23 protein-coding genes and 5 tRNA genes are annotated in these 24,905 nt (G+C 51.9%); 21 read left to right on the top strand and 7 right to left on the bottom strand.

Translation table 11 applies throughout. The features are described 5' to 3' along the window. The first annotated feature begins 71 nt into the window (after positions 1–71). Positions 72–2,384 (top strand): S-layer homology domain-containing protein, encoded by a 2,313-nt coding sequence (locus FHT67_RS18405; protein WP_167200537.1) that lies wholly within the window; start codon positions 72–74, stop codon positions 2,382–2,384. Between the two features lie 104 nt (positions 2,385–2,488). On the opposite strand, the gene FHT67_RS18400 is transcribed toward FHT67_RS18405, so the two are convergent. Further along, a complete protein-coding gene (locus FHT67_RS18400) occupies positions 2,489–2,800 on the bottom strand; it encodes a dehydrogenase (RefSeq protein ID WP_132312069.1) in 312 nt (103 codons plus the stop codon). Positions 2,801–2,880: 80 nt separating this feature from the next. Further along, the gene (locus tag FHT67_RS18395; RefSeq protein ID WP_132312071.1) at positions 2,881–3,327 is read right to left on the bottom strand and encodes a cupredoxin domain-containing protein; all 447 of its coding nucleotides are present in this window, start codon (positions 3,325–3,327) and stop codon (positions 2,881–2,883) included. Between the two features lie 191 nt (positions 3,328–3,518). Here FHT67_RS18395 and uptA point away from each other — a divergent pair, with 191 nt between their 5' ends. The 6 genes from uptA (at position 3,519) to FHT67_RS18365 (ending at position 9,263) form a co-directional block, all read left to right on the top strand. Then, complete coding sequence (gene uptA, locus FHT67_RS18390; RefSeq protein ID WP_132312073.1) at positions 3,519–4,127, top strand: undecaprenyl phosphate transporter UptA; 609 nt, start codon at positions 3,519–3,521, stop codon at positions 4,125–4,127. Positions 4,128–4,155: 28 nt separating this feature from the next. Next, positions 4,156–4,725, top strand: coding sequence for a thioredoxin family protein (locus FHT67_RS18385; RefSeq protein WP_132312075.1), 570 nt, complete (start codon positions 4,156–4,158; stop codon positions 4,723–4,725). Between the two features lie 26 nt (positions 4,726–4,751). After that, positions 4,752–5,387 (top strand): MBL fold metallo-hydrolase, encoded by a 636-nt coding sequence (locus FHT67_RS18380; RefSeq protein ID WP_132312077.1) that lies wholly within the window; start codon positions 4,752–4,754, stop codon positions 5,385–5,387. Between the two features lie 151 nt (positions 5,388–5,538). Further along, the gene (locus tag FHT67_RS18375; RefSeq protein WP_167200535.1) at positions 5,539–7,782 is read left to right on the top strand and encodes a Tex family protein; all 2,244 of its coding nucleotides are present in this window, start codon (positions 5,539–5,541) and stop codon (positions 7,780–7,782) included. A gap of 76 nt (positions 7,783–7,858) precedes the next feature. After that, the gene (locus FHT67_RS18370) at positions 7,859–8,359 is read left to right on the top strand and encodes an Rrf2 family transcriptional regulator (protein ID WP_167200533.1); all 501 of its coding nucleotides are present in this window, start codon (positions 7,859–7,861) and stop codon (positions 8,357–8,359) included. Between the two features lie 259 nt (positions 8,360–8,618). Further along, positions 8,619–9,263, top strand: a complete 645-nt coding sequence (locus FHT67_RS18365) for a nitroreductase family protein (RefSeq protein ID WP_167200530.1) — start codon at positions 8,619–8,621, stop codon at positions 9,261–9,263. A gap of 54 nt (positions 9,264–9,317) precedes the next feature. Here FHT67_RS18365 and cmpA read toward each other — a convergent pair whose 3' ends face one another. Together cmpA and FHT67_RS18355 are read right to left on the bottom strand one after the other, a co-directional pair. Continuing rightward, positions 9,318–9,470 (bottom strand): cortex morphogenetic protein CmpA, encoded by a 153-nt coding sequence (gene cmpA, locus FHT67_RS18360; RefSeq protein WP_015846520.1) that lies wholly within the window; start codon positions 9,468–9,470, stop codon positions 9,318–9,320. Positions 9,471–9,662: 192 nt separating this feature from the next. After that, on the bottom strand, positions 9,663–10,013 hold the full coding sequence (locus FHT67_RS18355; RefSeq protein WP_132312085.1) for a hydrolase/acyltransferase: 351 nt from the start codon (positions 10,011–10,013) through the stop codon (positions 9,663–9,665). A 110-nt stretch (positions 10,014–10,123) separates the two neighbouring features. Between FHT67_RS18355 and FHT67_RS18350 the strand changes: the two genes are divergently transcribed. The 13 genes from FHT67_RS18350 (at position 10,124) to FHT67_RS18290 (ending at position 20,432) form a co-directional block, all read left to right on the top strand. Beyond that, positions 10,124–10,585 carry a SprT family protein gene (locus FHT67_RS18350; RefSeq protein WP_208403381.1) on the top strand — a complete coding sequence of 154 codons (462 nt, stop codon included), beginning with the start codon at positions 10,124–10,126 and terminating at the stop codon, positions 10,583–10,585. 90 nt (positions 10,586–10,675) lie between these two features. Next, positions 10,676–10,751, top strand: a tRNA-Asn gene (locus FHT67_RS18345). 1 nt (position 10,752) lies between these two features. Beyond that, positions 10,753–10,843 (top strand) — tRNA-Ser (locus FHT67_RS18340). A gap of 60 nt (positions 10,844–10,903) precedes the next feature. Next, positions 10,904–10,978: transfer RNA gene (locus FHT67_RS18335), tRNA-Glu, on the top strand. A gap of 44 nt (positions 10,979–11,022) precedes the next feature. Continuing rightward, a tRNA-Lys gene (locus FHT67_RS18330) sits at positions 11,023–11,098 on the top strand. Positions 11,099–11,147: 49 nt separating this feature from the next. Further along, positions 11,148–11,233 (top strand) — tRNA-Leu (locus FHT67_RS18325). 172 nt (positions 11,234–11,405) lie between these two features. Further along, positions 11,406–12,098: a response regulator transcription factor gene (locus FHT67_RS18320; protein WP_167200524.1), complete on the top strand. Its 693-nt coding sequence runs from the start codon at positions 11,406–11,408 to the stop codon at positions 12,096–12,098. Further along, positions 12,095–13,627: a HAMP domain-containing sensor histidine kinase gene (locus FHT67_RS18315; protein ID WP_167200521.1), complete on the top strand. Its 1,533-nt coding sequence runs from the start codon at positions 12,095–12,097 to the stop codon at positions 13,625–13,627. Before FHT67_RS18320 ends, FHT67_RS18315 begins: the two co-directional genes overlap by 4 nt. Positions 13,628–13,777: 150 nt before the next feature. Further along, on the top strand, positions 13,778–14,908 hold the full coding sequence (locus tag FHT67_RS18310; RefSeq protein ID WP_167200518.1) for a TolB-like translocation protein: 1,131 nt from the start codon (positions 13,778–13,780) through the stop codon (positions 14,906–14,908). 378 nt (positions 14,909–15,286) lie between these two features. Next, the gene (locus FHT67_RS18305; RefSeq protein WP_167200515.1) at positions 15,287–16,768 is read left to right on the top strand and encodes a hypothetical protein; all 1,482 of its coding nucleotides are present in this window, start codon (positions 15,287–15,289) and stop codon (positions 16,766–16,768) included. 198 nt (positions 16,769–16,966) lie between these two features. Continuing rightward, complete coding sequence (locus FHT67_RS18300) at positions 16,967–18,448, top strand: hypothetical protein (RefSeq protein WP_167200512.1); 1,482 nt, start codon at positions 16,967–16,969, stop codon at positions 18,446–18,448. A gap of 176 nt (positions 18,449–18,624) precedes the next feature. Next, complete coding sequence (locus FHT67_RS18295) at positions 18,625–19,482, top strand: polysaccharide deacetylase family protein (protein ID WP_167200509.1); 858 nt, start codon at positions 18,625–18,627, stop codon at positions 19,480–19,482. Between the two features lie 83 nt (positions 19,483–19,565). Beyond that, on the top strand, positions 19,566–20,432 hold the full coding sequence (locus tag FHT67_RS18290; protein WP_132312100.1) for a fumarylacetoacetate hydrolase family protein: 867 nt from the start codon (positions 19,566–19,568) through the stop codon (positions 20,430–20,432). A 46-nt stretch (positions 20,433–20,478) separates the two neighbouring features. Here the strand turns inward: FHT67_RS18290 and FHT67_RS18285 are convergent, their stop codons facing one another. Continuing rightward, entirely contained in the window at positions 20,479–21,336 is an 858-nt protein-coding gene (locus FHT67_RS18285) for a helix-turn-helix transcriptional regulator (RefSeq protein WP_132312102.1), read from the bottom strand. 147 nt (positions 21,337–21,483) lie between these two features. On the opposite strand from FHT67_RS18285, the gene fabF reads away from it, so the two are divergent. Further along, positions 21,484–22,722, top strand: a complete 1,239-nt coding sequence (gene fabF / locus FHT67_RS18280) for a beta-ketoacyl-ACP synthase II (protein ID WP_167200506.1) — start codon at positions 21,484–21,486, stop codon at positions 22,720–22,722. On the opposite strand, the gene FHT67_RS18275 is transcribed toward fabF, so the two are convergent. Beyond that, positions 22,666–23,526 (bottom strand): WYL domain-containing protein, encoded by an 861-nt coding sequence (locus FHT67_RS18275; RefSeq protein WP_167200503.1) that lies wholly within the window; start codon positions 23,524–23,526, stop codon positions 22,666–22,668. The two genes, fabF and FHT67_RS18275, sit on opposite strands and share 57 nt — an antisense overlap. Then, positions 23,477–24,829, bottom strand: coding sequence for a WCX domain-containing protein (locus FHT67_RS18270; RefSeq protein WP_167200500.1), 1,353 nt, complete (start codon positions 24,827–24,829; stop codon positions 23,477–23,479). Before FHT67_RS18270 ends, FHT67_RS18275 begins: the two co-directional genes overlap by 50 nt. Positions 24,830–24,905: the final 76 nt, after the last annotated feature.

Here is a 24,905-nt window from a genome sequence, read left to right as displayed (position 1 = left end):
CCTTTCCCATCGTCTATACTAAGGTGTATTTTTGGAAGTGATTTCTATTTTAGTGAAGGTGAGGAAAAGGGATGAGGAAATCGATGAAGGGCAAGCTGCTTGCCACGGTCCTGGCGCTCAGCTTGCTTCCGGTTGGAAGCCTTGCTTATGCGGCGGATTCAGGGACAATGACAGTTGTTGCCTCCACTGGCACGGGAGCAAGTACAGCCCCGGGCGGCATTCTGGACGAAAGCCTGGCGAAAATTTCAAAGGATGAGGCCGTTGAACGCTTCAGGAAGCTGTTCCCTGAGCTGAAGGATGCCGAGGTGACAAGCATAGACCTTGGTAATCCGAATCAATACCCGCCAAGCAACGAAATGGTCTGGACCATTCAGTGGAACGTAACCGTCGAGAACGGAAGTTATGGCTTTGATTCCAGAATCGATGCGATTACCGGAGACATCATTAACTATTATAATTCGCTCCCTAGGGAAGAAGCTTATTATCCGGCTAAAGTATCGAGGTCAGAAGCCGAGAAAATCGCCAAGGCGTTCATTTTGGTTGCTTCCCCTTCCATGAAGTCGACGGACAAGCTTCAGCTTAAGCCCGTAGAGAGCGATTATCCGCAAGCTTTGTTTGGCCCGGTTCAATACAGCTTCAGTTATCAGGCACAAGTGAACGGCATTCCGACAACCAGCAATCAAATTCAGGTGGTTGTTGACGGTAACGGGAATATTATTAATTATTACGGTTTTAGCACGGGTAAAGATTACCCGTCTCCGGATACAAACCTGACCGCGGAACAAGCCGCCGACAAAATGAAAAAAGAATTGAAACTGCAGCTGGCCTACGTTCCGGGCGCCGATTATTACGTGAACCAAACGAATACATCGGCTTACCGCCTTGGCTATGTTGCGGTAGGGGGGATCGGCCTGATTGATGCCAAATCGGGCAAGTTCCTTGATGATCAAGGACAGGCTATCGATTCCTTTCCGGCAACCGGCTACTCCTCTATTTCCTCTTCGGCAGCTGCTTTCAAGCCTCATACGGGAGGGGAACTGACGAAGGAGGAAGCGATTGCGGTTGTAACCTCGGTTGTCGGCAAGGACGCCTTTGAAGGAACCCAGCAGGCTTCCTCCAGCACGGACCGCGACGGCCGCAAGACTTGGTCGATCTATAACGGCAGCCCGTTTGGCGGTATTCAAACCCATGCTACAGTGGATGCAAAAACGGGCCAATTAATCGATTACTCTACTTTTTCGTATCCGACCGGTGATTCCTCCGCCGCCGATGAAACGGTAGGAAAGCCATCGATTACGGAAGCGCAAGCGAAAGTTAAAGCCCAGGATCTCGTGACTTCGTTATATCCGAATGCCTCCGGCAGCCTGAAGCTGGTCGAACGCTCTGGAACGGGCTCCTATAGTCCGGATACGGCCTTTATTTACAGCTTCCAGCAGTTCTACAAAGACAAGCCGATTCAGCCGGCAGCTGTTCAGATTAATCTGGACGGACAAGGAAATCTGACGAACTATTATAATATGACTTTACCGGAGGATAAGCTTGGCAAGCTGGATTCCTTGACCGCGAAAATCACGGAGGAACAAGCCCTTAAGCTATACCGTGACTCTATTCATGCCGAACTGCAGTACACCACGGTCGGAGGCAGCTACGTGGATGGCAAGCTCCAGGAGCAGCAAGTGAAGCTTGTGTACATGCCCAAATTAACGAATGACAATAACTGGGGCTTCCTTGTAAATGCGGTTACCGGCAAGCTGGAGCAGCAGTATATTTTCCCAGGCACAACGGTGCAGAAGGGTGAAATTCCGGCGGATGCCAAGAAGCATTGGGCGTCCAAATCGCTGCAGGTCATGTTCGACTACGGCATTATCAAGCCGGAAGCGGACGGACTTATTCACCCGGACCAAACCGTTAACAACGGAGACTGGGTGAACATGCTGCTGGACGGCTTTACGGGGGGACAAAGCTATACGACTCCGCAGAAGCAGCGGTTTGCCGACATTCCTGTCGACAGCCCGTACGCTTCGGCGGTAGAATACCTGGTGCAGAGAGGCTTCCTTAAAGCATCTCCAACGCAAAAGCTTAACCCCGAGCAGGCTTTGACGCGCGGCGACTTGGCGGTATGGCTGACCAAACTGCTGAAATACGACAAGCTGTCCGAGTTCATGTCCGGAGATGCCGATGTGACCAAGCTGAAGGATGTTGCCCTCATCAAAAACAAAGGCGCCGTAACGGTTGCCATGAAGCTGGGACTGTTAACGGCCGAGAACGGGAAGTTTAACCCGAACGCTCCGGTTACGAAAGCGCAAATCAGTATCGTTCTGCTTAGACTTGCGACCTTGCAGGACAAAGTGGATGCGCCGATTATGAACAGCAATTATTATTGATAGCCTTTTAAATGCAACAAAAAAGCTGCCGGGAGACCGCAATGTCATTAACGCCTTAACGAAATGACATTGCGGGAAACCGTCAGCTTTTTTTATTCTTATCTTTATCCCCCGAAAGCATCGCGGAATGCCCAGCGGAGCTTGGCAACATCAACCTCCCACAGCTCGGCGATGTCGCCGGCAACGTTCTCGTCCCACCAGTCGGACAGAACCTTGCGGTTTTTTTCATTCTCTGCAATAAAGATCAGATTCATGATGACCTTTTTGTAATACAAGTCCTCGGCCTGCTCCATCTTCTCTTTGGGTACCCATACCTTCAACCGTTTGACGGTTCGATACAGTTCATTGCTGCAGGCTCGGCGGATTTTTCTTGCGGACGGCAGGCCGGACGTATGCTTCTGGGTAGCGGACTTCATCGTGAACCGACTCCTCTCTAACTCATAAATATGCGCCCGAGTTTGAGACGGTCACTTCGTAAGCCGCGTATTACTGGTTGTTAATGGACCTCGATGTAGCCGACCATCGGTCCGCCATTGTTCATATCGGTATGAACCTGGCATATAATGGGGTAGGTGCCGGCTTGTTCGGGAGTAAATCGGACAACCGTGGTTTGTCCTTTTTTCACCTCGCCTTTAATGCCGAGACCTTCAATGACAAAAGGATGGCTGCTGCCGTTTACGCCGCTGATGCGAAGCTCGACGGGCTCGCCCTTGCGGAGGCTGACGGTGCCCGGATCCCAGCGGTATACCTCCAGCTTTTTGCCGTCTTCGGTCGTTGTGCTGAATTCGCCCGTTACGAGCTGGATGGTCTGTACCTTTGCCATCTGGCTGCTTGCCGTGCGCGTACGGTCCCAGCTTAAATAGACGGCTGCCAGGAGGAGGATAAGCAGGGCAAACGCAAATAGCTGCAGATGTTTTTTATTAATAATAAATACACGCGACACAGGGATTCCTCCTTGTTACTCTTTTAATGAGAACGGACTCGAAGTTATGCTAGTGTATGCGGCGGCTTGTCCCGGCATGACACCTTTCGTCGCATGGACAAGCCCGACTATAGCCGGGTGGATGCCTATCCGCTTCGTATGGTAGAATACAGTCAATTGCTATTATTTAGGATCGGGGAAGGCGGGATGGAATGGATTTGATAAAGGATATTTTGCACGAAATTCTAGTATGGATTGAAAGTCTTGGTTACTTCGGGATACTAATTGGATTGCTCATAGAGGTGATTCCAAGTGAAATAGTATTGGGTTTCGGCGGATACTTAGTGTCGGAAGGGAAAATATCATACCTGGGCGCTATTATTTTCGGCGTGCTTGGCGCCGTTGGACAGAACTGGATATTATACGCGATTGGAAGATTCGGCGGCCGTCCTCTGGTCGAGAAATACGGCAAATATATTAAAATCAAAATGAAGCATGTCGATATCGCGGAAGGCTGGTTCAAGAAATACGGAGCGGGTATCGTCTTTACCGCCCGTTTTATCCCGGTTATGCGCCAGGTTATCTCGATTCCGGCAGGGATGGCCAAGATGAACTTCACCTTGTTCACGCTCCTGACGGCGCTTGCTTCCATCCCTTGGACGATATTATTTGTTCATTTGGGCAAAACATTAGGTGAGAATTGGGAAGACGTCGATCAGAAGGCTGCCCAGTACGTACAGCCGGCTATTCTGATTGCCATAGCATTGCTGATTGTTTATGTGGTGTACAAGTTTATCCGTTCGAGAGGCAAGTCCGTATAATAAACCGATAACAGAAAGAGGGATGAACATGAGCAGAAGCGTAGCCGAAAAATTAAACAAAGGGATTAGCCCCCAGCAGTTTGTTGAAGGAATGACCAAGAACAAGGAAGCCTTCCAGGGCTGGTACGACAAATTTGAATGGGCAAACGACAGCGACCGCGAATTTTTCGAATCGCTGAAAAGCCGCAATGACCTGCGCGTCTTTATTCTGATGGCGGATTGGTGCGGCGACGTTGTCCGCAATATTCCGGTTGTATTCCGTGCGCTGGAGACGGGGGAAGTTCCGGTTGAGGTTCTTATCATGGAAGAAAATCTCGATACGATGGATCAATTCCTGACGATGGGAGGCCGCTCCGTTCCGGTTGTTATCGTAACCGACGCGGAAGGCAAGGTGATCCATGGCACATGGGGGCCAAGACCAACCTACGTCCAGGAGCCAATGGTGTCTTTCAAGAAAGAGAATCCGGACCGCGAAGCAGCGGACTACCAGGATAAGCTTGCGGAGACCCGCAAGGAAATTATGCGCCGTTACGGGGAAGGCACCGGTTACCACGCTTTGGTTGTACAGGAACTTAGAGCGTTAATAGAATCGATTTAAACCGATCGGATTGGAGTATGGCGAACATGCGCATTGAAACGTTTACGCTAGGCCCGCTGCAAACCAATGCTTATTTATTGACGGAAAAAGATGAGCAGAGCGGCGAAGAGCGCGGAATTATTATCGATCCGGGAATGGGGCCGAAGCGGCTGCTGGACCGGATCGCCGGAGTTAAAATCGAAGCGATTCTGCTTACTCACGCCCACTTCGATCACATGGGCGGCGTAGAGGAAGTAAGAACCGCTGCGGGTTGTCCGGTATACCTCCATGATCTAGAGGCGGATTGGCTGACGGATGCCCGCCAGAACGGCTCGATGCGGTGGTCGGACGTGACGCCGCCGCTGACGACAGGTCCAGCCGAATACGCGCTGGATGAAGGGCAGACGCTGGAATTTATCGGCCATACGTTTAAAGTCCTGCATACGCCGGGTCATTCTCCGGGCAGCGTCAGCTTCCTCTGCGGAAATGATATCTTCTCGGGGGATGTTCTGTTCCGGCAATCTGTCGGCCGGACTGATCTGCCGGGCGGACGGGAACGGGATTTGTTCGATTCGATTCAATTGAAGCTGTACAAGCTTCCGCCTGAAGTTAAGGTTTACCCGGGACATGGGCCTAAAACGACGATTGGCTATGAGATGGCCAATAACCCTTACGTGAGATAGCTTTTCAAGCGAACCGCCGGCTGATTTCTGCCGGCGGTTTTGCTGCTTTTCCGGTTTCGTTTCCGGAAATATGGAAAAGCGGATTCAAATCTGAGACAATATAGTTATGGCCTTTTTGTAAATGATAAGTTTGAAGGGACGGTGCGGTTGTTTGGCGGATACTAAAGTAAAGCATGTGGAAGAGGAAGCGGCAGGCACGGGCAAACGGACACCCGAGCAGGCTGCTGCCGAGAATGAACAAATCATAAAAAGCATGGCATCGCAGCTGTCGATTCCGATCACGAAAGTGAAATCGGCCGTTGCTTTGCTTGATGAAGGCAATACCATTCCGTTTATCGCGCGTTACCGGAAAGAGATGACCGGCGAGCTCGACGAGAATGATCTCCGGGCGATTGAAGAACGGCTGCAATATATGCGCAATCTGGAAGATCGCAAACGCGAAGTGATCCGTCTGATTGACGAGCAGGGCAAGCTGACCGATGAGCTTCGCCGCTCGATCGAGGCTTCGGGCAAGCTGCAGGAGGTTGAGGATCTGTATCGTCCTTACCGGCAGAAGCGCAAGACGCGCGCCAGCGTCGCGAAGGAACGCGGGTTGGAGCCGCTTGCCTTGTGGCTGTGGGCTCAGCCCCGCCAGGGCGAACCGCTTGCCGAAGCGGCAAAATATACGAATGAGGACAAAGGCGTAGCGTCGGCAGAGGATGCTCTTCAAGGCGCCATGGACATCCTGGCCGAGAATATCGCGGATGACGCCGCCATCCGTTCTTGGGTGCGGAAGCATACCTTTGACCAAGCACTGCTTAAGACCGAAGCGAAAAACGCGGATGCCGAATCCGTCTACGAGATGTACTACAGTTACCAGGAGCCGGTCCGCAAGCTGCCGCCGCACCGCGTCTTGGCGATTAACCGCGGGGAGCGGGAAGATATTCTGCGCGTTTCGTTTCAGCTTTCCGCGGAACGGATCCATGAGTTTATCCAGCGCAAAGTGCTTCGTCAGCAGACTGCGCCCGCCGTTCGCGATGTGCTGGCGGCTGTCATTGAGGATGCCTACAAACGGCTTATTTCCCCTTCAATCGAGCGGGAAGTTCGAGGCGAGCTGACGGAGAAGGCGGAAGAGCATGCGATCTCGATCTTCTCCGAAAATTTGCGCAACCTGCTGCTCCAGCCGCCGGTGCGCGGCAATGTGGTATTGGGCGTTGACCCGGCGTACCGGACGGGCTGCAAGCTCGCCGTGATTGACGATACCGGCAAGCTGATGGAAGTAGCCGTCACTTATCCGACTCCTCCCAACAACAAGGTTGCGGAAGCGGAGAAAATCATCAACGGTCTGATTGACCGTTACGGCGTATCGCTTATCGTGATCGGCAACGGGACGGCTTCCCGCGAGACGGAGCAGTTTATTGCCGGCCTGATCGGCAAACGCAAGACAGCCGGACAAGCCGAGCTGAGATATATTATCGTAAGCGAAGCGGGGGCAAGCGTTTATTCCGCTTCGAAGCTTGCGGCGGAAGAATTCCCCGATCTCGACGTAGCCGAGCGCAGCGCGGTCTCGATTGCGCGCCGCCTGCAGGATCCGCTCGCCGAGCTTGTGAAGATCGAGCCTAAAGCGATCGGCGTCGGGCAATACCAGCATGACGTCAGCCAGAAGCGGCTCGACGAAAGCCTTGGCGGCGTAGTTGAATCCGCCGTTAACCACGTCGGCGTAGACGTAAACACGGCATCCGCGTCGCTGCTTTCTTACGTTGCGGGGATCAATGCGACGATTGCGAAAAATATCGTCAAGTACCGCGAGGAGAACGGCCGGTTCGCGAAACGCGGCCAGCTGCAGAAGGTGCCGCGCCTTGGCGCCAAATCCTATGAACAATGCATCGGCTTCCTGCGCATTCCGGAGGCGGCGAATCCGCTGGACAGCACGCCGATTCACCCGGAATCCTACGAGGTTGTCGGCAAGCTGTTTGCCGAGCTTGGCTTGAAGCAGAATCAGCTTGGAACGGATGAGCTGAAGGAGAAGCTGTCGGGAATCGATCCTGCAGCCCTGGCGCCTTCGCTTGGCGTAGGGGTTCCAACCTTGAAGGACATTATCGACAGCCTGCTCCGTCCTGGACGCGATCCGCGCGAGGAGCTGCCGCCGCCGATATTCCATACCGATGTCCTCAATATTGAAGATTTGACTCCGGGGATGGAGCTGCAGGGAACGGTACGGAACGTTATCGACTTTGGCGCCTTTATCGATATCGGCATCAAGAATGACGGACTTGTCCATATTTCGCAGATGAGCGACAAATTCGTGAAGCATCCGATGGATGTCGTATCCGTTGGCGACAATGTCACGGTATGGGTGCTTGGCGTTGATTTGAAAAAGGGCCGGGTTTCCCTTACCATGCGCAAGCAGGCATAATTTCGGGCTTGCTGGCTTCTCGTGAGGGATTCTATAATACAGATGTGCCTCTAAGATCCTACTAAGGAAGGAGAGGATGGACATCATTATGCAGTCCGATAACAATGCGGTGCAAACGGACAAGGAACGGAGCAGCAGCGCTCCTAACCATAAATGGTTTGGTTTGTCCCTGCAAGCGCTTGTCGTGTTGTCCCATAAACCTAATGCGTGTACAAGCGCTGAACTAGCCGGCCATATAAAGTCGGAAGCAACGATGCTCCGGCGCGTATTGGCCAAGCTGGCCAAGGAGCAGCTGCTTGAGACGAGGGAAGGACGTGACGGCGGTTACCGCTTGAAGCGCGCCCCTGAGACGATTACGCTTGCCGACGTGTATTTGGCTTTGCGCGTGGGAGCGCCTTTATGCAATGGCATGATGGATACAACCGGCATTCATGATTTTGGGCAGGAGATGCGGATGGCTTTTATGGAGATAACCGACGAAGTGGAGCGGAAGACATTGGAAGTGCTGCGCCAGGTTACCATTGCTCAGCTCTCCGAGAGAATTTGCACGTTGAGACGGATGGATTTGAATAGTTGAAAAGAGCGGCGGAAAAAATAGTCACACGAACCCAGTTGACTTTCCGCCGTCACGATTTTATACTGTTATCAAAACTGTTACAGATGCGAGCGTACTTACATCATAAAAGGACCCATTTGCATATTTGTAACTGTGTTAAATTATTCGCAGTTAATCCGCGGTTTATTTTTCGCAGTCAACCTTTTTCCTGAAGCCTTTTATTTGGTTTTAACTGAGCAATCTGGTACACAGATCATTTCATTATTGGAGGGAACCAATTATGGCTATCGAAACGCAAGCTGGCAAGGAATTTACGGAAGTACTGACATCCCGTCGCTCTGTTCGTCATTATGATCCGTCTTTCAAAATCTCGGACGAAGAAATCAAAGAAATTCTGGCGCTTTCGACGAAGGCTCCGTCTTCGGCGAATACGCAATCCTGGCGCTTCCTGGTTGTTACGGACCAAGCGCTGAAAGATCAATTGCTCCCGATTGCGAACAATCAGCAGCAGGTTGTCGACGCATCGGCCGTCGTCGTTATTCTGGGCGACCTGGAGTTCTACACTAAGCTTGGCGAGATCAACGGAGCGGCCGTTAAAGCCGGCTATATGACCGAGGAGATTGCCCAGCGCTTTACGGATCATTACACCAATCTGTTCCCTTCCATTCCGAAGGAGCGCGTGACCGAGATCGTTGCCTTTGACGCCGGTCTTGTCTCGATGCAAATTATGCTGGCAGCTAGGTCCAAAGGGTATGACACGGTACCGATGGGCGGTTACGACCGCGACAAGCTGAAAGCTTTCTTCGAAATTCCGGACCGTTACCTGCCGCTTCTTGTTCTGCCAATCGGCAAAGCAAAAGAGGAAGGCCGCCCAACCGTACGTCTTCCGCTCGACGACATTACGTTCTGGAACGGCGTGAAGTAATGCGCAAAAAAAACTCCCGCAGCAGCTCGCTTGCGGGAGTTTTTTATTAAGACTTTAATGTAAAGTTATTTCGGGACGGCTTTCGTCTTCGTTTTTTGTCGTTTGCTTGCTCCGATAGAAATACCAGCATTCATTCAGCAGCTTAATCTGCCTAAGGTCCTTCTTCTGAAAAGCACGCATCATTTGATTGCAAAGCCATTGTGGCATTCGTATCTACTCCTTCCGGCCATACCTGATGTACTACTACAGTATGGAGAAGGGCGAATGTCCGTGCAGGTCCTACCACAATAGAAATTCTCAGTTCCGAATCCGCGGAAACCGAAGTTCTATTCGGCGATTAATCCTACCTTTAAACGCGGTCGCTCATCTTCGAAAAGCCTCTATTGAGGATTATTCATTTCAGAGTTCTTCTTCCTCGTACCATTGTTCAAGCTGGGCTTGAAGGGCGCGAATCTCGGTGAGAAGGGCGATCAACGGGTAAGCCGATTCCTTCACGGCCGCGAAATCGCGTTCCAGTTCATTAATGTAGTCCAGACCGGAGACGATCCGGATGGAGCTGTCATGCAGCTCGACATTGTCGCATTCCGCAACCGCGTACGGCAGCTGAGGCACGTGATCGGCTGTAAGCTTGTCCATTTCTTTATGAAGGCGCAGGTTCAGCGCGCTGAGCTGGTAAGCATGGGATTCCGGCATCTCAACAAAGAAAATCCGGCTGCTGCCGTTCATAAGGACGTAACGCATTGTAGGCATGGTGAAAATAAACTCCCCTCGTAGACCATCTATAATGATTGCTACTTGACAGTGTAGCGTATGAACGCTTTAAAATTCAAGTACTGGGGGAGAATACAATGACCATGAAAATGAATGATGAACAGCTGCAGCAGTGGGTTGAGCGCGTATCGCTCGAAAGCTTTGGACGCCCCTTCATCCATCAGGCAACCTTTAACAGGCGTTTAAAGGCAACGGGCGGGCGTTATTTCACGAAATCGCATAACATCGAGATCAGTCCTCATCAATTGGAAGCGTTTGGGGAAGAAGAAACCGAAAAAATTATCAAGCACGAGCTATGCCATTATCATCTTCATCTTATGAAGAGAGGGTACCAGCACCGGGACGAGGATTTCAAAAAGCTGCTCGCTTATGTCGGCGGATCCCGTTACTGCAAATCGCTTCCGGAGAGGGCGGCAAAGGCGCCAACCCCTTATAAATACATGCTTGTCTGCCGCAGCTGCGGTACCGAATATCCGCGTAAAAGAAGGCTTGATCCGGCCCGTTATGCATGCGGAAAATGTCGCGGAAAACTTTTTTTAAAAAACGCTTGACCTTCTGAAATGACCGTGATATATTATTACTTGTCGCCGCGGTAATCAAGCGGTTGAAAACGAAAGAAAAAGAGCAAGAAATTGAAGTTTTCCCTGATAGCTCAGTTGGTAGAGCACTCGACTGTTAATCGAGTTGTCACAGGTTCGAGTCCTGTTCGGGGAGCCATGGAGAGATACCCAAGTGGCTCAAGGGGACCCTCTGCTAAGGGGTTAGACTGCGTAAGTGGTGCGAGGGTTCGAATCCCTCTCTCTCCGCCATAATTTTCTTGGTGGACAAGTCGCTCGAGAGAGATGACGATAGGAACAACAAGCAAGCGAGGCCCGTTGGTCAAGGGGTTAAGACACCTCCCTTTCACGGAGGTAACAGGGGTTCGAATCCCCTACGGGTCACCATTTCCTTAATGTAGCGGCTCTCGAGAGTTCGTTTTACAGCATGAGAGCCATTAGCTCAGTTGGTAGAGCACCTGACTTTTAATCAGGGTGTCGAAGGTTCGAGTCCTTCATGGCTCACCATTTTACTTCTCCCTCGAAGTGATGGTATGAAGGAAATGAAATTAAATGTGCGGTAGTGGTGGAATGGCAGACACGCTATCTTGAGGGGGTAGTGGGCGTACGCCCGTGGAGGTTCGAGTCCTCTCTACCGCACCATAACTTAACAGATCCATCCCTTACGAGTGTAAGGGATTTTTTTATGTTTTCTTCTTGTAATCGGATTGTACTTTGGACTTTGGAGCAAGCGCGACTATAATGAAAAGAATAAGCCATATAGAATAAAACCTGCCGGTGTTAAGGAAAGCCCGAACAAGGAGTGATAAATCGCATGATAAAAGTGCTTGTTGTAGACGATGAAGTGAGTATCTCCAGCGCGATCGCTTATGCATTGCAGCGTGAAGGATTTACGGTGGAGACAGCCGGCGACGGGATGGAGGCGCTTGAGAAGGTTGCTGCCTTCAAGCCGGATGTTATGGTGCTTGATGTGATGATGCCCAAGATGAACGGTTACGAGGTATGCCGCAAGCTGGAGGTGGGCGACCGACCGGCCATTATGCTGCTCACTGTAAAAAACGATATTGTAGATAAAGTGCTTGGGCTTGAGCTTGGGGCCGATGATTACATGACCAAGCCGTTTGATATCCGGGAAGTCGTCGCCCGCGTGAAGGCACTGTACAGACGCCGTCAGTTTGAATCGCCGGAACAGGGTTCGGATAAGGAAGGCAGACTGGAGCTTGGCGGAATTGCGATAGAATTGTTAAGCCGCACGGTCAGGGTTGACGATGAGATTGTGGATCTTACGCCGAAGGAATTTGATCTGCTGGCGCTGCTGGCAAAGCATCCGGACCGGGTATACTCCAGGGAAGCGCTGCTTGAGCAGGTTTGGGAGATGGATTTTGCCGGCGGTACCCGTACCGTGGACATTCACGTGCAAAGGCTTCGCAAGAAGCTTGGCGAATGGCAGGGCTTAATACAAACCGTTTACGGTATCGGCTATAAAAGCACGAGGACAAACGGATGACCCGAGCTGCCGGTTCCCGGCATCGGTTCAGGATTGGTTTAAAGGGCAAAATTACCGTTTTTCTCGCTTTGCTGCTCGCTTTCGTGGTGGTGCTGCTCAGCACGCTGGTGCTGGCGGGTATCCGAGAGGATCAGCAGAGGAGGATGGAGCAAAGCTTCTCCCAGCTGGCGAATTCCGCGAATCTTCGCGTACGCGAGGAGTATTTGACGGGTGAACGGGTGTCGCCGGATGAATTTATGGAGCGCAACGGACAGAGCCTGGCGGTAGATCTCGGGGGGCAAAGCGGCATGGCGGTTACGCTGTACAGCGCTGACGGGGAATTCGCCGGGACTTCGCTGCCGGTACAACCCGTGACCGACGTGAAGGATGCGCTTGCCCATACCGCGAAAGGCCAGGAAGCCTATATTACGCTTGGCAATCAAGTGCTGTATCTGGCACCGCTATACAATGCCGATCAATTTCTTGGCAGCGTACAGTTCCATGGCTCCCTCCAGGAACAGAAAATGTTCTACGGCCATATCCGGGATTTGTTTATCGGTACGGGGGCTGCCGTATTGGCGGCCGGTCTCTTGCTTGGTTATCTGTACGTGTGGCGGCAAGCCTTTATCCTTGGCAAGCTGAACCAGGCGGCCAAGGATATCGGGGAAGGCCGTTACCTCGACAAGCCGCCCGTGCGCAGGCGGGACGAGATCGGCGAGCTTGCGGAAGGCATTTACGATATGAGCGGCAGCATCGCTTCGTATGTCGATGAACTAAACGAAGAGAAGCAGAAGCTGCTAACGGCTATCAAACGCCTGCAGGAGCTCGAGCAGCAGCAAAAGCAGTTTATCGGCAATATAAGCCATGAACTGAAAACGCCGTTAACTTCCATTCTGGCGTATTCGGATCTGCTTGGCATGTACAGCGATGACCCGGTTTTGCTGCAAAATGCCCGGACCCAGATCAGCAAGGAAGCGGAACGCTTGTATGCGCTGATCGAGAAGGCGCTTCAGCTCTCGTCGATGGATATTTACGATTTTGAGACCAACGCCGCTCACTTCCAAGTGAAGCCGCTGCTGGAGGATGCTTTAGGCCGTCTGCAGATCAAGGCGGAAAAGCAAAGGATCACGCTCTCGTCCGATTTGAAGGACGACCTCGTATGGGCGGATTCGGATAACCTCATGCATATGGTTACCAATCTGCTTAGCAACGCGATCAAGTACAACCGTCCCGGAGGATGGGTTCGGCTTTCCAACCGGTCCGAAACGGGGGCTACTGGTGAAAGACGCGTCATTATCGAGGTTGCGGACAGCGGTATCGGCATTCCGGAGGAGCTTCAGAACCGGATCTTTGACCCGTTCTTTACCGTTAGCGACGACCGATCCCGGGAAACCGGCGGTACGGGGCTAGGCCTAGCTTTGGTCAGGAGCTTGGCCGAGAAGCAGCACGGCACCGTCAAACTGGCCGAATCAGGACCGAAAGGCTCCCGATTTGTCATCTCCCTGCCCAGTGAGCCCGCAGCCTTAGAGACAGGGCCGCTAGAAGAGTAAAAACAAGCCTGGACATTGCATGGTCCGGGCTGTTTTTTGATTTGGGCATTCTAATAAAAAGTTGTTACAACTTGGATACAATTCAGATATGTTTTCGACATAGAGGCCTTCTATACTGATGGAAATTGGTAAATATCCGGGGGGATAACGATGAAACAGATCATTAAATTAGGCGCCGCGTTGTCGCTCGCCGCCGCACTTGCTGCGTGTTCCTCTGTCCAGAGCGGTAATCAAGCCAGTAACGGCAATAACTCGAATAAACATGGGGAATTAACGGTTGTAAAAAGCCCAGAGAAAAAACCAAACCAGGACGTCATGGTGCAGCGGATACATCGCTTTGAAGGGGCAAGCATGGATAAATGGCTGTCCGATGATCGGGTGCAGCTCATGTACACCAAGCTTGTCAAGCAGGCTACAGCGACGGAAGAGGCCAAATACGAGTACAATACCGCAGAAGTGGATTTAAATAACAATGAGCAGAAATCGGCTGAGGAACCGGTGAAGAACGTTCAAACGGTCGAGAAGGAACAGCGGTCTCCGGATGGCAAGTATGCATTCGTCCAGCAGTGGAAGGATAAATATACGGCACGCAATTTTATCAAGGAAGTCAGCACCGGGACGATGACCGAAATCAAGGGCAGCAACTACTTGGAAAGCGGCGGCTGGCTCAACGATACGACGTATGTTCTAGCCGCAGGCTCGATGAGCGGGCTTGGCGATATCCGCCAAATCAAGGTAGACGGGACCGTGTCCCTGCTGAAGCTGGATGACCCTGCTCTCGGAGATCAACCGTTTGCGAATTTCGGAGTAGGCCATGGGCGTATCTATTACACGGATAATAACCAGACCGTAAAGCAGTTTGCGCCCGATGCTCCGAAGCCGACCGAGCTGGTCAAACACGCGATGACGTTCCAGGTATCGCCGGATGGCAAGCATCTCGCGGTCGAAATCCAGAAGCAAGCCGGCGAGGCAGGCAGCGAGCTTCGTATTTTCGACTCGAACGGAAGCGCGGAGGGGCTCTCCATTGCCAAGGGCGATCTGATTCCGTATATCGCTTGGGCGCCGGATTCCTCCAAGCTGGCAGCTGCGCTGTATACCGAGAATCAGAGCGGGATGAACGGGGTGTATATTTTCGACTCGGCCACCGGCAAGGTTTCACCGATTGGTCCAAGTTATTTTCCGCAATATCCGTTAAGCTGGAATCCTTCGGGAACGCGGCTTGGCGTAACGGTCGCCGATAAGGACAGCATGCCCGTTACGCATATTATCGATTTTCAATGAAAATATCCTCATGAGCAAGGTAATCCGGATCACGCGATCCGGATTTTTTTGTGCCCATTTGGTTGGGTGAATGTTACAGCTTCGATACAAGCTCGAAATTTTTTCGATATATCGGCTTACTATACTAAGTTCATCGGCAAGAAACAACAACGAAGGAGAGAGCGGATGAAATAAAGATCATTCATATACATCAAGCAGAAATGTTTACAGGTTCGTTACAAGCCCGAAATTATTTGGAGATAACGTCACTCTATACTGAAGTCAGTAAGGAGCTTCAAATAAAGTCAAACAGGTTATAAAAAGACAAAGACAGAGAGTAAAAAGGTTAGAAGTTCGGAAATAAAAAAAATAAACTAGACTCTAAAGGAGATCATTGAAATGAACAAAAACGTGAAAAGAACAGTCGCAACAATGATGATCGCTGGCATGACCGTATCCGGAGCAGCTGGAGTGTACGCCGGTACAAACATGGAAAAAATAAGCGCGTTCCTGAACCACGGCATCGGGTTTAAAATCAACGGCAGCACGTACATTCCGAAAGACGAGAACGGCAAAACGCTTGCGCCAATCACTTACCACGACACCACTTACCTTCCGGTTCGCGCGCTTTCGAACGCACTGAACACGCCAATCCAGTACGACAGCAAAACCAATACGATCTACATTGGTACAAGCACGACGGATCAATGGGTATTGACCAACTACTCCGCAGCGCAGCTGGACGAGATCAAAAAAGCATTTGCCGGCTTTGAAGGGTTCGAAACGGCTTACGCTCCGCAAATCATGATTAAAGGCGACGCTCTGCAAAAGGTAGCGGCAACGGCTGACGGCGTAAACCTTCTCTTCAAGAACATGACGGTAAACGTATCGCCGCGCGATTACTCCTTCGAATACGACGGCACGAATGTAACGCTGTCTAACGGAGCGAAAGCAAAATGGTACAACGTAAACGGTACGGACATGCTGACCGTGAAAGTGGATGACCGCTATGTGACCGTTAGCTCGCCTAACAAAGCCTTGAGCAAAGCGCAAGCGGAAAAAGTAGCGGTTACCGTTGCCAGCGTTGGCGCCGTGCAATCCGATATGGCCGCTGCAACGTACACTGCCGCTCAACTGGATGAAATGAAAAAGGCATTTGCCGGCTTTGACGGCTTCGAAGCAGCCTACGCGCCTCAACTGACGGTTAAAGGCGATGCGCTGCAAAAAACAGCAGCTACTGCGGACGGCGTAAACCTGCTCTTCAAAAACATGACGGTAAACGTATCGCCGCGCGATTACTCCTTCGAATACGACGGCACGAATGTAACGCTGTCAAACGGAGCAAAAGCAAAATGGTACAACGTAAACGGTACGGATATGCTCATTGTAAAGGTAGATGACCGCTATGTAACGGTTAGCTCGCCAAGCAAAACGTTGACCAAAGCGCAAGCGGAGAAAGTAGCCGTTAGCGTAGCTAAAGTAGGCGCTGCGCAATCCGACCTGGCAACCGTAACGTACACGGATGCCCAAACGAAAGCGATTAAAGACGAATTTGCGAAATTCGACGGCTTCACGGCGGCTTATGCCCCAACAAAAATGGCTAAAGACGACGCGTTCCAAAACGTAGCGAGCGGTGATTCCGTCATCTTCTGGTTCAAACACATGAACGTTCAAATCTCGCCGCGCGACTATTCGTACGGTTATGACAGCACGGCAGTAACGTTGGCAAACGGCGTAAAAGCGAAATGGTTTGCACCAAGCGGCACCGCTATGCTGAGCTTCCAAATCGACGACCGTTACGTGACAATCAGCTCGGCGGATAACAGCCTGACGAAGGCTCAAATCGAGCAAATCGCAACAGGCGTAGCGAAATTGAAATAAGCATTCTCGGCACTCCCCGCGCGGCTTTCCAGCTGTGCGGGGAGTTTTTTTGTCCTCGAAATATCCATACAGCCCGGACAAAAAGGTTTACAGCTTCGTTACAGGCTCGAAATGGTTTCGAGATAACGCGAATCTATACTTAAGTCTGTAAGGAGCTTCAAACAAAAAACAAATTCAACTCTAAAGGAGATTATAAAAATGAACAAAAACGTAAAAAGAACAGTCGCAACGATGATGATCGCAGGCATGACCGTATCGGGAGCAGCCGGGGCGTTTGCCGGAGCAAACATGGAGAAAATCAGCGCGTTCCTGAACCACGGCATCGGCTTTAAAATCAACGGCAGCACGTATATTCCAAAGGATGAGAACGGCAATAAGCTTTCGCCAATCACGTATCATGACACGACTTACCTTCCGGTGCGCGCGCTTTCGAACGCATTAAACACGCCAATCCAATACGACAGCAAAACCAACACGATCTATATCGGCACAAGCACGACGGATCAATGGGTACTGACCAACTACTCGGCTGCCCAGCTAGATCAGATCGTAAAAGCATTTGCCGGCTTTGCGGGCTTCGAGCAGGCTTACGCTCCTCAAATGATGATTAAAGGCGATGCTTTTCAAAAGGCAGCAGCGACAAGCGACGGCGTCAACCTGCTCTTCGGCAATATGACCGTAAACGTGTCGCCGCGCGATTATTCGCATGACTATGACGGCACAAACGTAACGCTGTCAAACGGCGCAACAGCAAAATGGTATAAGGTAAACGGCAAAGACATGCTGACGGTAAAAGCAGACGACCGTTACGTAACGGTCAGCTCGCCAAACGGGAAGCTAAACAAATCCCAGGTAGAAAAAGCAGCAGCCAGCGTAGCGAAGGTAGGCGTTGCTCAAACCGATCTGGTAAAAGTATTGTACACAGCCGCGCAGCTTGAGGAGCTCAAGAAAGCCTTTGCCGGCTTTGACGGCTTCGAAGAGGCGTATGCTCCGCAAATGATGGTTAAAGGCGACGTTCTGAAGAAAACCGCAGCTTCAGCGGACGGCGTAAACATCCTTTTCGAGAACATGACCGTAAACGTGTCGCCGCGCGATTACTCCCACGATTATGACGGTACATCAGTCACTTTATCGAACGGCGCGAAAGCGAAATGGTACAAAGCCGGCGACACTCTTATGCTGACGTTAAAAGTGGATGATCGTTATGTTACCTTGAGCTCGCCAAATGCCAATCTGACGCAAGCACGTTTGGAAAAGGTAGCCGTGACGGTAGCGAAAGTGGGCACCGCGCAATCCGATCTGGCAAAAGTGACGTATACGACAGCTCAAACAAACGCGATTAAAGACGAGTTCGCGAAGTTCGACGGCTTTGAAACGGCGTATGCTCCAACCTTGATGACGGAAAACGACGCCTTCCAAAAAGTAGCGGGCGGAGATTCCGTTAACTTCTTGTTCAAGCACATGAGCGTTCAAATTTCGCCGCGCGATTACTCGGTTGGTTACGACAGCACAGCCGCAACGCTGCCAAACGGCGTAAAAGCGAAATGGTTTACGCCAAGCGGTACCGCTATGCTAGGCTTCCAGATTGACGACCGTTATGTCACAATCAGCTCCGCGGACAAAAGCCTGACGAAAGCTCAAATCGAGCAAGTGGCAACTGGCATAGCAAGATTGAAATAAGCTCTTCTACAGCATTCCCCGCACGGCTTTCGTGGCTGCGCGGGGGATTTTTTATGTTATAGATCCTGCTCCTGGAATGTTTGCAGGTTCGTTACAATCCGGAAACGCTTTGGAGATAACGGCTTTATATACTGAGGCAGTAAAGAACCGAATCGCGTTTCAAGGAGGAATACGTAGTGAAATGGAAAGGGATTGCCGCACTGCTTGCTATCGCGATCGTAATCGCTTGGCCGGTGCCCGTCAACCAGCTTGACGCTGCTTCCAACAGCGCCGCACATTATAAGAATAAAGTTATTGTCCTCATGTACCACCATCTTGATGCAACGGAAAGCGGGGCAACGATATCCCCGAGCCGATTCGGCACGCAAATGAAGATCCTGAAGGATAACGGCTACCATGTCATCAGCATAGAGCAATTCGCGGACTTCATGCGCGGCAAAGGAAAGGTGCCGGATAATGCCGTTGTGATTACGTTTGACGACGGTTACGAGAGCTTTGACCAATACGCGGTTCCGATTTTGAAAAAATATAAGTTTACCGCCGCCCACTTCATCATTGGAGCAAGCAGCGACAAGCAGAACGTTCATACCAAGCATATGACCTGGGATACGATGCGGAAGCTTAAGGCGGAAGGCTTCAGCTTCTACAGCCATACGTATAACCAGCATGATTATGCCCCGCTTGATAAAAAAGGCCGTAAGACGGGGCCAAAGCTGAGCAATCCGATCTATCTGCCCGGCAAGGGCCGCGTGGAGACGGAGGCGGAATATAAAGCCCGCATTGAAGCCGATGCACGGCTGGAGGAAAAACGGCTGAAGGAAGAGCTCGGCAACACGTACCAGATTATCGCTTTCCCGTATGGCGTGTTTAACCGGACGGCCAAGCAGATTGAGAAAAACGCCGGCGTATCTTTATTTTTCACCACGCACCCCGGCATTAACAAGCCGGGATCCGATGAAGCATTCCGCCTTAATGCCGGAACGCCAACGCTTACGGGCAGCAAGTTTCTCCGGATGCTGAAGAGATACGGCTAAGACCAATTTGTCCCTTGGGCCAAGCAGGACTATAATGAAGGAGGTATTTATAGCCGATCATTGGAAACGGGGAGGGCTTATTCGTGAAATTAGTCAGTTTCAAGGAAGAGGCAGCAGCTTCCGCTTACCGTTTGGGCGTACGGACGGATAAAGGCATCATTGATGCCGGTCATGTAACCTTAAACGGCTTATTGCAAGGCGGAGAGGCTGAACTTCGCGAGCTTCAGCAATTCGTTGAAGAGGCGAAGGAGCGGCATGTCCGGTATCTGGACGAGTCGGAGGTTGTTCTTGGGCCATGCGTGCCGGAGCCGGGGAAAATCATCTGTATCGGTCTTAATTACAGGAAGCATGCGGAGGAGACGAATATGCCGCTGCCCGAATACCCTATTCTGTTCAGCAAGTTTAACAACGCGCTTGCCGCGCATGGCGAGGATGTCCCTTTGCCCCAGTCGACGCAAAAGGTTGATTATGAAGCAGAGCTGGCCGTTGTAATCGGACGCGAGGCGAAAAATGTATCGGTGGACGAGGCGCTCGATTACGTATTCGGCTACAGTGCGTCAAACGATCTGTCCGCCCGGGATCTGCAGACCCGGACAAGCCAGTGGCTGGCGGGCAAATCCTGCGATAAATTCGCCCCTCTTGGTCCATACCTCGTATCGAAGGACGAAGTAGGAGATCCCAATGCTTTGCGGATCAGCTGCACGGTGAACGGAGAGGTCCGTCAGGACTCGAATACGTCCGATATGATTTTTAACTGCAAGGAAATTGTCAGCTATATCTCGCAATGCATGACGCTGTCGCCCGGAGACATTATTCTAACCGGCACGCCGGAGGGCGTCGTGATGGGCTATCCGCCGGAGAAGCAGGTGTATCTCCAAGACGGAGATGTCGTCACGATCGAGATCGAGAAGCTTGGGGCGCTTACGAACCGGATGGTTGCGGAAGCCTAATATGCCGCGGTTAAAACAAGAAAGCCGTCTTGGCCTGAAGTTCAGGTTAAGACGGCTTTCCGCGCATCAGCTTGCTTAATTTCTCCTCCGTATCGCTGTCCGGCGCGGGGGTGTAAATGCTGCAGCGAAGATCCGATCCGCCTTGCAGCTGCAAGGACGTCAAATGGAAGAGCATTTTCCCCGCTTTGGCATGCCGAAATTCCAGTACAACCTCAGGCGCCGTCCGTACCTCGCTATGCTCCCACAGCTCCTGAAAGTCCGGATGCAGCTCCGTCATCTCCTTCAGAAACCGATCATACCAGTTATCCTCTACATATTGCCCGTAATAAGCCCGGAAGATCGACAAAAACCCGCTTGCGAACTGCTTCCAGTTAACGGCTAAGCGGCGAAGCTCTTTTCTCGTGAATATGAGGCGAATCATATTCCGCTCCTGCTCGGGGATCTGGGCGAAGTCTACAAAGACATGGGCGGCAGCTTCGTTCCAGCCGACAATCTGACAGCGGCGGTCCGAAATAATGGATGGACATTGCCGGAGCTCTTGCAGGATCTTGCGCAGAGGAGGACTAACAGCATCCGATGAGTACGCGGGCATTTCGGCCGCCAAGGACGGGCCAGCACCGGGTTCAATCGCCAGACCGTACAAATAATTGCGTTCGTCATGGGTTAAACGCAAGGCGGATGCTATAGCATCCAGTACATTCGGCGAAGCTTGAATGTCCCGGCCTTGCTCCAGCCAGGTATACCAGGTGGTGCTGACGCCGGCAAGCGCCGCAACCTCTTCGCGTCTTAAGCCGGGCGTCCTTCTCCGGCTGCCGGGAGGAAAACCAACCTCCTCGGGAGTAAGCTTGGCCCGTTGCGTTTTTAGAAAGCTGGAAAGCGCGGTGAGCCGCGTTTTGTTATTCATATTAAGCCGTACCTCCTTAGGGGTGATCCTGTTACTCATTATACTAGGATAAACGACAACTTGTAATAGGATACTTCATGTGGCAACATGATTTAATATCAGGTACTAATTTTAAGGTGTACACATACATTTGAGGAGTTGATCTTAATGGAACGTGTAGTAGTTACGGGAATGGGCGTGATTTCGCCGCTTGGACAATCGGTTGACGAATTGTGGTCCCGGATGAAGCGGGGAGAGTCGGGTATTTCCCGCATAGATGCGTTTGATGCGTCAAGGCTGAAAACGAAAATCGCGGGAACCGTTCAAAATTTTGATCCGGAAGCATTGTTTGGCCGCAAGGAAGCAAGGAAAATGGACCGGTTCGTGCAATTCGCCGTTGCCGCCACGGATCAGGCGATAACAGATTCCGGGCTTAAGCTGGATGAGATGGACCGCGATCGTATCGGGGTCTATGTCGGTTCGGGGATTGGCGGATTAAGCACGCTGATGGAGCAGGACGAAATTTTGCGCACCCGCGGTCCCGAGCGCGTAAGTCCGATGCTGGTGCCCATGATGATCGCCAATATGGGGGCAGCCACGATCAGTATCAGGTACCAATTAACCGGTCCTACGCTTGCGCCGGTTACGGCCTGCTCCATCGGAAATACCGCCATTGGCGAAGCGATGAGGCTTATCCGCCTCGGTGTAGCCGATGTGGTTATCGCGGGCGGCGCAGAGGCAACGGTAAATGAACTGTCGCTTGCCAGCTTTGGCAACGCGCAGGCTTTATCCTCGCGTAACGAGGAGCCAACGAAGGCAAGCCGGCCTTTCGACCAAAGCCGTGACGGCTTTGTAATGTCTGAGGGAGCGGGTATCGTCGTGCTCGAGTCTTTGACTCATGCGAAGAAGCGGGAAGCTCAAATTTACGGCGAGGTGTTGGGGTACGGGGCAAGCTCGGATGCTTATCACATTGTTGCCACCCATCCGGAAGGAACCGGAGCGTACACGGCAATGAGGACAGCCCTTGCGGACGCTGGTATCCGTCCCGATGAAGTGGACATCATAAGCGCGCATGCCACAAGCACGGGTCTTGGAGACCGTTCGGAAGGCCAGGCGATTAGCCGGGTGTTTGGCCAGAACGCCAGCAAGATTGCCGTTACGGCGAACAAGTCGATGTTGGGCCATATGCTGGGAGCGGCAGGCGGCGTTGAGGCGATTACCCTCCTTCAGAGCCTGCGCGAAGGAATCGTGCCGCCAACCATCAATCTGGAGCAGCTTGATCCGGAATGCGCTCTGACTAATGTTCCTGCAACAGCCCAGTCCGCTCCGCTGCGCATCGGACTTTCCAATTCATTCGGCTTCGGCGGACATAATGCCGTTATCGTGCTTAGCCGTTTCGAGGATTGAAGAATAGCCGTAACGGGCTAAAGATTTCTGCGCCGCTTCGCGCATCCGGAATTTCATGTAAGGATGATCGGTTACGCGGACGCGCAGCCCAAGAAAACGGAGCTTGGACAGCACGTATTCCGTTTCGTCGCCAAGAAAAGTCAGTCTGATCGTATAGGTATCCGATAATTCATCATATTGTACCTGCTTGTCAAAGCAGGAGAAGGCATACAAAATCCGGGATAACTCCTTGTTATAATCCGGAATAATCTCAATCGTGGCGTGCTGCATTCGCTTATCCAGCTGCTGGGCAAGCGTCGCAGCCGCCTGGTTGAAAAATTCCTCGCTTACCGGCATTTCTTCCACGCTGTGAATACTCCGCAGCCTGGTTGTCATCAGGGAGCGCGTTCTCCGGTTATACCAGAGCAAATACCATTCGCGCTTTACCATCGAATACTCCAGTTTATACGGTACGCCGGCTTGGCTGGGAAGGAGAAAGCCGTCTTTGCGGGTATGGCTCAGCTGCATGCCCGATTTCTTCACGATCATCTGCCTTAGCGTTCTCAGCAGAGGGTGGTAGAGGGAAGGGGCGGCACTGCCTGCTTTCTCGACAATAATGGATCGCAGCGAATCATAGCGTTCATCCGAACCGTCAAGACATTGCCGGAGCTTCTCCAGCGTATCCGGCGACAGGGCAGCTGCCGCCTCCGGATGCTCCAGCATCATCAGAAGCCAGCGGCGTTCCTGAGCCGTAACCGCCAGGGCGCCATGCTCGTCAAGCTGTGCCATCATCCGGAAATTGAATATTTTTTCGAACAGGTTCATAGTATTCCGCCAGCTCCTTCCATTCTTTGATCAATTCCCGTCTTAATGAAAGCGGCTCAAGCACCTCGCAGCTTGATCCAAAGCTGCGCAGCCAAGGCTTGATCTCCTGCGTGCCGTTCACCGTAATTTCGAACAGGAATGAAGCTTCGTCCTCCTCCGTAATAACGCCCCATTGCCCCTGCAGCTGCACCCGGTCCTTGATAAAGTTTCTTTTTGCCCCTTCCGGATTAAAAAATCTAACCTTCACCGAGGCAGGTCGGCCCAAATCGACAAGCCAGCTGAAACTCGTGTTGCGCTCCAGCGCTGCCAGCTTTGCCGCATATTCGTCCTCCGTTACAAGGCTGCTTTCCTCAAGCTGCGTTATTCCTTCCATTCTAAAAATCGCGACCTGGGACCGGCCCGAGCTGTAGCCAAGCAAATACCATCTTCCGTATTGATGGTCGTAAGCGACCTTAAGCGGCAGCATCTCGGTGAGCCGGCCTTCGGAGGGCTTGAGGAACATGGGATTCGTATTTTTGGAATGATAGCTCTGATTGGATTTGGGCGTGAAGTAATGGAAGCTCAGCTTCCGCCTTGTCTCAATCGCCCTCATGATCGTGTACAAATGCGCTTCGTCCAGAATGCGCGAATGGTAATGGTATTTGTATAAGAATAGATCGCCTGCCCCGTCCGGCAGCTGCCGCCGCTTCATCGCTTTCTTCAAGCTGTCGCGCAGCAGATAGCCCTGAACGGAAGGCACCTGCGTGTTAGCCATCACGTCAACAAAAGCATACAGATCCGACAACTCCTCGTTTGAGAGCACATTCACGAAGTCATTGTGGGCCGTATACTTGTAGGGTCTTCCGCCCGGAAGCCGGCGGATGACGCCAGCCAGCTCCAAGTATTTGAGATCGGAGCGGATGGTCTTCTCATCCGGCAGCGCGAGCTCCTCCGGCATGCCTTCGCAGCATAGATCGAGCAGCTCCAGCGGAGTGAGCGACTGCTCCTGAAGGGCGGAGATCAGGATAGACAAACGGTAGCTCTCGGATTCCTTCAGAGATTTGGAGCGGAACAGGAAGAGCAGCAGCGGATCGGCCGTTTCGTAATAGCTGGTTCGCAGCATGTCGGCTATCGCTTTATTTTGTTCTTCGGCTGCCGGCTGCTGGACGGTTTCGGCGATATCCTTCAGGCGCCGGATGGTCTTGTCGAAGGTATGTACGGAGATGCCAAGCCGGTCGGCGAATTGCTGCCGGTTATAAGCGCCGCTAGTGAGCACCAGCATCCTCAGAAACTGGATTTCTTTATCGAAGCTTTCTTTAGCCACGGTTCATAAGCCCCTTTCATTGCCGAAGAGGTAGTTAGCTCTATTGTAACTTGGCACGGTAAAAGAGGATAGGTAA

The sequence above is a fragment of the Paenibacillus sp. BK720 genome (assembly GCF_011761545.1).
In the GTDB taxonomy this organism is placed as follows: Bacteria; Bacillota; Bacilli; order Paenibacillales; family Paenibacillaceae; genus Pristimantibacillus.
The sequence above is the reverse complement of the archived record's forward strand: the minus strand, read 5'-3'. Positions and strand labels throughout refer to the sequence as shown.